This window comes from Amycolatopsis sp. lyj-346, assembly GCF_046548975.1.
Classification (GTDB): domain Bacteria; phylum Actinomycetota; class Actinomycetes; order Mycobacteriales; family Pseudonocardiaceae; genus Amycolatopsis.
Window position 1 is genome coordinate 1 of record NZ_JAJPWT010000038.1, and the last position, 4783, is coordinate 4783.

Annotated in this window: 5 protein-coding genes; 3 read left to right on the forward strand and 2 right to left on the reverse strand. The window is 69.4% G+C overall.

Annotated elements, in window-relative coordinates:
* On the reverse strand, positions 1 to 946 hold a 946-nt coding region (locus tag ACLJQE_RS44505; protein ID WP_410645909.1), incomplete at its 3' end, for an acyl-CoA dehydrogenase family protein.
* Positions 947 to 1045: 99 nt separating this feature from the next.
* A complete protein-coding gene (locus ACLJQE_RS44510) occupies positions 1046 to 1192 on the reverse strand; it encodes a hypothetical protein (RefSeq protein ID WP_410645905.1) in 147 nt (48 codons plus the stop codon).
* 118 nt (positions 1193 to 1310) lie between these two features.
* Here ACLJQE_RS44510 and ACLJQE_RS44515 point away from each other — a divergent pair, with 118 nt between their 5' ends.
* The 3 genes from ACLJQE_RS44515 to ACLJQE_RS44525 form a co-directional block, all read left to right on the forward strand.
* A complete protein-coding gene (locus ACLJQE_RS44515; protein WP_410645906.1) occupies positions 1311 to 2222 on the forward strand; it encodes an effector-associated domain 2-containing protein in 912 nt (303 codons plus the stop codon).
* A 114-nt stretch (positions 2223 to 2336) separates the two neighbouring features.
* Positions 2337 to 3827, forward strand: a complete 1491-nt coding sequence (locus ACLJQE_RS44520) for an effector-associated domain 2-containing protein (protein WP_410645907.1) — start codon at positions 2337 to 2339, stop codon at positions 3825 to 3827.
* Positions 3811 to 4783: AAA family ATPase (locus ACLJQE_RS44525; protein ID WP_410645908.1), on the forward strand; the 973-nt coding region annotated here is incomplete at its 3' end. The genes ACLJQE_RS44520 and ACLJQE_RS44525, both read left to right, overlap by 17 nt.

Consider the following 4783-nt stretch of genomic DNA (forward strand, 5'->3'; position numbering starts at 1 on the left):
TGCCGGCGGCCAGCGCCGCCCAGCCCAGCCGCGACAGGCGGACCACCTCGGCGAAGACGTCCGCCTTCCCGCCGCCGAGCAGCGCACCCGCGGGCAGCGCGACCTTCTCCAGGTGCAGCTTGCCGGTGGCCGCGCCGCGCAGGCCCATCGCCGGCTCGGCCTCGATGGAGACCCCCGCGCTCGACGACTCGACGAGGAACAGCGCGGGCCCGCGGCCTTCGAGGTCGGCCGACACGATGAACAGCTCCGCCTGCGCCGCCCGCGGGACCAGCGTCTTCACGCCGTCGAGCTGGTAGCCCTTCGGGGTGCGGCGCGCCTTCGTCGCGGGCTTGAAGGGGTCGTAGAGCGCTTTCTGCTCCTGCAGCGCCAGCGCGGCGGCGGGAACGTGCTCGCCGACGAACGCGGGCAGGTAGTCGGCCTGCTGCTGCTCGTCGCCCCAGCTGACCAGTGCGGTGCTCACCGCCGACGGCGCCAGCACGGCCACGGCCAGGCCGAGGTCGCCGTGCGCCAGCGCTTCCGCGACGAGCGCGTTGGTCACCACCGAGCGTTCCGTGCCGATGCCGCCGAGCTCCTCGGGGATGCCGACCAGGCTGATGCCCAGCTCGGCGGCCCGGCTCAGCAGGCCCTCGGGGGCATCGAGCTTGGCGTCGGCGTCCGCGGCGGCGGGCCGCAGCTGCTCGGCGGCGAACTCGGTCACCGTTTCGACGATGAGCTGCTGGTCCTCGGTCGGCGTGAGGTCGAACAGCCCGCTGTCGGGGGCCGGCGTGAGCCGGGCGGGCTTGCCCAGCTTCTGCACCGACTTGAACGACCGGGTCGCCGCGCCGGCGACGCGGAAGCCGTTGCGCGTCCCCGCCGTGACCAGGCCTTCGAGCGGCTTCCGCAGCCCGGCCCGATCGACGACCTTGCTCCCGGCCAGCCGGGTCAGCGCGGACAGGCCCCAGCCCATCGCGTCCCGTTTCCTTGGCGCAGCCATGTGGCCCTCCATCCCGTTACCTACTCGCGAGTAGGTTAACCCGGGAGGCGGCGCAGCGCCAGTGCGGGGTGCTTACGGGTGCGCGGTGTGCACTTTCCTGCGCCACTCGGCGAACCGGATGCGCTCGGAAGTGGAAGTGATGAGCCCGAGCGCCGGGGCGGCCACGACCAGCAGCGGCCACCCCTGCCCGACGCCGGCGGGGCTCAGGTGGCCGGCCATCGCCGAATTATGGACGAAACAAGGTCAGGAAGGTCCGGTTTCGGCGTAACGCCCTGCGCGAACATGGCCGGAGGTGCATGGGTCTGGGACAATGAGCGCGGACGTGGGGAGGTGGGTCGTGCATTCCTATGCGGCCGCGCACCACAAGACGATCATGGCCGTCGACATCGCCGGCTACAACGACCCCAAGCGGACGACCGCGCACCGGCTGGTCGTCCACGAGGGGTTCTGGAAGCTCATGCGCACGGCTTTCGCGGACGCCGGCATCCCCTGGGACGCCCTCTTCCGGGAGAACACCGGCGACGGCGTGATGATCCACCTGCCCACCGAAGTGGCGAAGGCGGACCTGGTGGCCGAGCTGCCCGAGCGGATGCTGGCCGAACTGCGCCGGTACAACGAGGTGCACGCCGACGAGGCGAACGTGCGCCTGCGGGTGGCCCTCCACGCGGGTGAGGTGTACCAGGGAAGCCACGGAACGATCAGTGATGCGAACAGTTTCGCGTTCCGGTTGCTGGACGCGACCGCGGTCAAGGACGCGCTGAAAGCGTCGAAAGCCGTGCTGGCGCTGGTCGTGTCGAACACGTTCTACCAGGACGTCGTCCGCGCGGACCCGGCGGCGGACGCGTCCTCGTACCGCCGGATTCCCATTGAGAACAAGGAAACGAAGACCGAAGCCTGGCTGCGGTTGCTGGGCGCGGTCACGAACGGGTTCCCGGTGGCGGTGCCCGCCTCGCCCGCGGCCCCGGATTTTCCGGCGCTCGTGGAAGCACTGCTGGCGGTGCTGTGCGTGCGCAAGGCGGACAGCCGTCAGCTGCTGCTGGAGCTGTTCCCCCGGCGGGAGATCGCCGACCTCGTGCCCCACCACGCCGAAGACCGCCTGCACGTGATCGCGTTGGCGCGCACGTGCCTGCGCTTCGACGGTGGGCTCCAGGATCTCCTGGACACGGTCCGGACCATCGAGCCGGAATCGCCGCAGGTGAAGGCGCTGGCCGCGATCATCGGCCAGTGGCCCGGCCGGCCGGCGTGGTAAACGGCCGGGCCTGCTTCCATCGGTGTCGCGCGTGTCAGGTTTTTGCCCTTTTGTGATTACGCCGAACAGGTAAACTCACGATCTTCGGTGCGCTTCTCGGGGGTGGAGGTGAGGGTGAAGCAGGGGCATCCCGGCCTGGGTATCGCGGTCCGCAAGGCGGTGGTGGACGAGCTCGTGGTGGCCGGCTTCGCCGACGACAAATCGATTCGCACCCTGATGGTGAGCGAACTGCGTGAGGCACTCGATCACCCGTTCACCTTTTCGGACCAGCTGACCGGCCGTGACCAATTGATCGAGATCGTTTCCGCGTGCTGCCGTCTCGCGGAAGGGTTGAACGCACTGGCGGACGTGATCGAATTCCTCCGTCCCGGCAGCAAGGAGTGCGCGGAGGTGCGCGCCCTCGTGACTTCGGTCAGGATGCACGAAGTCGTCCCGGAGGCCGAACAAGAGAAACTGCGGGAACGGTTGGCGGGTTTCGCACCACCGGGACTCGGCATGGCCGTGCGCCGTGCCGCCCGCTATGTCTCCCCGCCGCCTCGCTACGAAGACGCGTCCGCGGCGTTTTCCGGGCTCGCCGATTTCAACGCGGGTCCCGGCGAACTGCCGCCCCTGCTGATCTTCGTCGAACTGATCGCCGCCGAATGCGAAGAGCAGCTCGCGGCGGAATTGCGTACTTGGTCCGATGGACAGGTGCGGCGGCTTCGCCTCGGGGACGCACTGGAGCAGCTGCGAGCGGAACTGGCTGCCGTCCGGCCGGCTCCGGGCACGCTCCACCTCTTGATCGTCGTGCGCCCGGACCCCATCGACGAGGGCTGGTACGAGCTTTCCTGCTGGCGGCAGGAGGATCCGGACGACTGGTCGCTGTCGGGAGGCGAGGCCGCACTGGTCCGCGAGAGCGAGCTGGAGCGCCGCGTCGACGAGCTGATCGCCGAAACCGAACAAGCCTGGTCGGAGGTGGTTTCCGACGTGGTGATCGAGTTCGTCCTGCCGCGAGCCCTGCTGAACCTGCCGGTGCATTCCTGGGCGACCGAGCGTGCTTCCGGCGCGCCGAAGCCGCTGTACCTGAGTTACCAAACGGTCGTGCGGTCACTGGAGCGGATGAGCGCCCCGCGCTGGCACCGTGTCTGGCGGCAACGGTGGGAGTCGTGGGTCGGTGATCCTTCGTTCGAACGGGTGTATTTTTGCCGGGCCGGGGACCGTCGCGATCCACTTCGGCTCGAAGCGATATTGAGCAACGAGCAATGGGCGATGACGGTGTTGACCGAATCGCCGCCGGTCAGCGCGATCTCCGGGCAGGACGAGCTTTTGCCGGCGTTGCGGACGGGGGTCCCGGTCATCGTCTGGCACCCTTCGGCCCCTTCGGAAGTCGTTCGTGAAGTGGTAGCCTGGCTAGCCGAAAGCAGTGGTGGATTGGGGGATTTGCCCGCACTCGTAAGGGAGTATCGGCTGGACGCGCTTCGGAATCCGCCGTCGACGGGCGATGGTGGAGCACTCACGGACCTGGTGGTGCTATGGGACGACCCGAACCGATTGCTTCCCATTGGCGAAACCGGGATCGTGGGGCACCCCGAAGGAGGTGCCGACCAACGTGACCGAGCTTCCTGAAAACCGGACCGGCGGGCCATCGCATCCGGACAGTCCGCCCGATTGGTGGATCTACCGCGGGACCGGACGGCCGCTGCACGACGTCCGGCTGGCCGACCGGTTGCCGGACCCACCGCCGTGGCGCACGTTCCGGGGCGCCGCCCTGCCGGAGCGGGACGTCTTCCCGCCGGACGACGGCGAGATCGAACGCAAGCTGGGAACCGAGCTCAGCTACTCCGCCCGCGATGTCGACCCGCACGAGGCGGAGATGGTCAACGCGGCGCTGTACCTGCGACGGCCGTTGCTGGTGACGGGGCGGCCGGGAAGCGGCAAGTCGTCACTGGCGTACCGGATTTCGCGGGAGCTGGGGCTGGGCCGTGTTCTCCGCTGGGCCATCACTTCGCAGACCACGCTCAAATCCGGGCTGTACGACTACGACGCGATCGGCCGCGTGCAAGCCGCCGCGGCGTGGAAAGAACTCGCCGGGGCGGGAGCACAGGGCGACGTGCCGATCGGCGAGTTCGTCCGATTGGGTGAGCTCGGCACCGCGTTCCTGCCGCGGCGGCTGCCGCGCGTGCTCCTGGTCGACGAACTGGACAAGTCGGAGTCGGACCTGCCGCACGACCTGCTGGGCCTGTTCGAGGACGGCGAATTCGTGATCCCCGAGCTGGCCAGGGACGCACGCCGGTCGACGTCGGCCGAAGTGTTCACCGCGGATCCCGGCTACACCGCGGAGATCCAGCACGGCCGGGTCCTCTGCTCGGCGTTCCCGATCGTGGTGATCACCAGCAACGGCGAGCGGGAGTTCCCGCCCGCGTTCCTCCGGAGGTGCCTGCGGCTCGAGACGCGTGAGCCGGACGCCGGCCAGCTCGCGGCCATGGTCGCGGCGCACGCACTGGACCCGGAGGGCAGCCGGGCCGGGCTGATCGAAGACTTCATCGCGCGCAGCGCGGCCGTCGGCGGCTTGCCCGCGGACA